The following is a 3,333-nucleotide window of genomic DNA, read 5'->3' as shown; positions in this document are numbered from 1 at the left end:
GGCGCGGCGGAGGACGGCGCCGGACCGCCGGCCGGGGCGGTGGGCGCCGCGGGCGCGGGGGTGGCGGCGGAGGTCCCGCCGGAGCTGCCGCACCCCGTGGCGGTCAGCAGCAGGGCCAAGGCCGCCAGGACATACGTCTTCCGCACCGCGCAACTCCCCCGGGCCGTTCAGCTCACTCTCAGGAATGAACGCTACTCGACGTGTTGACTGGTGAACGACCACCGGTGGACGGGTCGGGCGAGCAGTTCTGACGGCGGGTCGGGCACGGCCGCGGGCTCCCCCGCCCACCAGGTGATCAGCAGCACCCGCTCACCGGGCGCACCGAACACCTCGGCCCGCTCCGGTCCGGCCGGGCCGCGCAGCGCGGGCAGCGCCTCGGACCGGACCCAGGCGGCGAGTTCGGCGGCCCGGCCGCCGGCCGCCCGGGCCTCCCACATCAGCGCCGTGGTCACGGCTTCAGCGCGCGGTGGGCGTGGGCGTGCAGGTCCCCGTGCGGCACCGAGACCTCGGTGACCGGCAGCGAGGAGTCCGCCGACAGGTCGAAGGCGGACGGCGCGCGGTCGCGCCGGACCATCTCGGAGCCGAGTGCGGCCACCATCGCGCCGTTGTCGGTGCACAGGCCCGGGCGCGGCACCCGCAGCACGATGCCCGCCTTATCGCAGCGCTGCTGGGCCATCTCGCGCAGCCGCGAGTTAGCCGCCACCCCGCCGCCGATCATCAGGTGGTCGACGCCGTTGTCCTTGCAGGCCCGGACCGCCTTGCGGGTCAGCACGTCCGTGACGGCCTCCTGGAAGGAGGCGGAGACGTCGGCAATCGGCACCTCCTCGCCGGCCCGGCGCTTCGCCTCCACCCAGCGGGCGACCGCGGTCTTCAGGCCGGAGAAGGAGAAGTCGTACGCCGGGTCGTTGGCGTTGCTCAGTCCCCGCGGGAAGGCGATCGCCTTCGGGTCGCCGTCCCGGGCGGTCCGGTCGACCACCGGGCCGCCGGGGAAGCCCAGTCCGAGCACCCGGGCGACCTTGTCGAAGGCCTCGCCGGCCGCGTCGTCGATGGTCGCGCCGAGCGGGCGGACGTCGGTGGTGATGTCCGAGCTGAGCAGCAGCGAGGAGTGCCCGCCGGAGACCAGCAGCGCCATCGTCGGCTCGGGCAGCCGGCCGTGCTCCAGCTGGTCGACGCAGATGTGCGAGGCGAGGTGGTTGACCCCGTACAGCGGCTTGTCCAGCGCCCAGGCGTACGCCTTGGCGGCGCTGACCCCGACCAGCAGCGCGCCGGCCAGGCCGGGGCCTGCGGTCACGGCGATGCCGTCCAGGTCGGTGGCCTTCACCCCGGCGGTGTCCAGCGCCCGCTGGATGGTCGGGATCATCGCCTCCAGGTGCGCCCGGCTGGCGATCTCGGGGACCACCCCGCCGAAGCGGGCGTGGTCGTTGACGCTGGAGGCGACCGCGTCGGCCAGCAGCGTGGTGCCGTGGACGATGCCGACGCCGGTCTCGTCGCAGGAGGTCTCGATGCCGAGGACGAGCGGTTCGTCAGCCATGGTCCGGGTCCTTCGATTCGTGCTCGGGGTGGTACGTGGGGTGGTCGAGGCGCATCACCAGCGCGTCGACGTCGGCGGGCTGGTAGTAGCCGCGGCGGACGCCGACCGGCTGGAAGCCGAAGCGCTCGTACAGCCGCTGGGCGCGCAGGTTGTCGACCCGGACCTCCAGCAGCAGTTCCTCGCAGCCGCGCCGGGCGGACTCCTCGACCAGGCCGGCCAGGAGCGTGGCGCCGAGGCCGGTGCCCTGGTGGCCCGGGGCGACCGCGATGGTCTGGACGTCGCCCTCGGCGCCGACCGCCATCAGGCCCGCGTAGCCGGTGATCGCACCGTCGGGGGTCTCGGCGACGGTGTAGTGCCGGGTGCCGCCGGGGTGGGTCTCGGCCAGCTCGGACCAGTACATCGCGGGCGACCAGGCGTCCTCGGGGAACAGCTCGAGTTCGAGCGCCATCACCGGCTCGATGTCCCACCAGCGCATCCGGCGCAGCGTGACGGCGGGGCTCACGCCGGGAGCACCGCCTTGTAGCCGGCCGGCACCTGGGCGTCCGGGCGGCGCAGGTACAGCGGCACGTTGGGCAGCAGCTCGCGGCCGGCCGCCAGCTCGGCGACGGCGAACGCGGCCAGCGCGCCCGCCGAGACGTGCTGCGGACCGCGGGCGCCCGGGAACGCGTCCGGGTAGAGCAGCGCACCGGCGCCGACGGCCTGCGCCGCCGGGGTCAGCTCGGCCGGGCGGTCCACCGCCGGGCCCTCGACCCGGGTGCCCTCGGCGTCGTAGGAGGCCCAGTAGACCTCCTTGCGGCGGGCGTCGGTGGCCACCGTGAACGGCCCGGTCAGCCCCTCGGCGCGGGCCTGGTGGGCGATGGCGTCCAGGGTGCAGACGCCGTGCACCGGCAGGCCGAGCGCGTGGCCGAGCGCGGCCGCGGTGACCAGGCCGACCCGCAGGCCGGTGTACGGGCCGGGGCCGACGCCCACCGCCAGGCCGGTCAGCTCGCGCTTGTCCACGCCCGCCGTGCGCAGCACGTCCTCGATGGTCGGCAGGAGCAGTTCGCCGTGGCGCCGGGCGTCCACCTGGTACGACTCGGCGAGGACGGCCGTGCCGTCGTGGACGGCGGCCGTGACGGCGGGGGTGGCGGTGTCGAACGCAAGCAGCAGCACGGTTCCAAGGTTAGAGGGTCCGCCGGGGCCGACCGTCCGCCCGCCTGTGCGAGCCGGGGAACACGCGATCGGATCGGTCCGAAAAGCCCGGTCGGACCTGGCACGATGAGCTCAGGTACTGGCCCCGGGCGCGCAGGTCCCGGGCGAGCAGCGGGAGCAGACGTGGCGAAGCTGGGCGCTGGATTGGCGGTCACCGGTCTCACCCTGGGGGCGATGGCCGCGGTCGGCCTGCTCGCCTTCCAGGCGAACGGCGCCCAGGAGCGGGCGCTGGAGGCCGGGTACACGCCGCCGGTGGCACCGCTGACCTCGGCCGCGGCCCGCGCCACCGCGCCGCCCACCCCGCCGCTGCCCGCCAACTCCGGTTCCGGGCTGCGGGTGGTCTACTCGCTGGGCGCCAAGCAGGTCTGGCTGGTCGACCCGCGGAAGAACCCGCAGGTGACGGCGGCGTTCACGGTGGTGCCCGGCTCGGTCTCGCCGCCCGTGGGCAGCTACCCGGTGTACAGCCGGACAGCGGCGGGCACCGGCACCGACGGCAAGAAGATCGAGCACGTGGTGCGCTTCTCCCAGCAGGGCGCGGTGTTCGGCTTCAGCGCGGCGGTCGACGACGCGTCCCCCTCGCCGTCCGCCGGGAAGCCCGTGCCGTCCGCGAG

Annotated in this window: 5 protein-coding genes; 1 reads left to right on the top strand and 4 read right to left on the bottom strand. The window is 75.2% G+C overall.

Annotated elements, in window-relative coordinates; translation table 11 throughout:
* Positions 1-191: 191 nt before the first annotated feature.
* Genes AA75_RS04850 through tsaB form a run of 4 tightly spaced genes read right to left on the bottom strand, consistent with a single transcriptional unit; the run spans position 192 to position 2,683 of the window.
* Entirely contained in the window at positions 192-452 is a 261-nt protein-coding gene (locus tag AA75_RS04850; protein WP_033818488.1) for a hypothetical protein, read from the bottom strand.
* On the bottom strand, positions 449-1,531 hold the full coding sequence (gene tsaD, locus AA75_RS04845) for a tRNA (adenosine(37)-N6)-threonylcarbamoyltransferase complex transferase subunit TsaD (protein WP_033818487.1): 1,083 nt from the start codon (positions 1,529-1,531) through the stop codon (positions 449-451). Before tsaD ends, AA75_RS04850 begins: the two co-directional genes overlap by 4 nt.
* Positions 1,524-2,006 carry a ribosomal protein S18-alanine N-acetyltransferase gene (rimI, locus tag AA75_RS04840; RefSeq protein WP_051811861.1) on the bottom strand — a complete coding sequence of 161 codons (483 nt, stop codon included), beginning with the start codon at positions 2,004-2,006 and terminating at the stop codon, positions 1,524-1,526. The genes tsaD and rimI overlap by 8 nt, the downstream gene beginning before the upstream one ends.
* Before the next feature lie 23 nt (positions 2,007-2,029).
* Positions 2,030-2,683, bottom strand: a complete 654-nt coding sequence (gene tsaB / locus AA75_RS04835) for a tRNA (adenosine(37)-N6)-threonylcarbamoyltransferase complex dimerization subunit type 1 TsaB (protein WP_033818486.1) — start codon at positions 2,681-2,683, stop codon at positions 2,030-2,032.
* A 162-nt stretch (positions 2,684-2,845) separates the two neighbouring features.
* Between tsaB and AA75_RS04830 the strand changes: the two genes are divergently transcribed.
* On the top strand, positions 2,846-3,333 hold a 488-nt coding region (locus tag AA75_RS04830), incomplete at its 3' end, for a hypothetical protein (RefSeq protein WP_033818489.1).

Origin of the sequence: Kitasatospora sp. MBT63 (genome assembly GCF_000710465.2) — a bacterium.
Taxonomy (GTDB): Bacteria; Actinomycetota; Actinomycetes; order Streptomycetales; family Streptomycetaceae; genus Kitasatospora.
The sequence above is the reverse complement of the archived record's forward strand: the minus strand, read 5'-3'. Positions and strand labels throughout refer to the sequence as shown.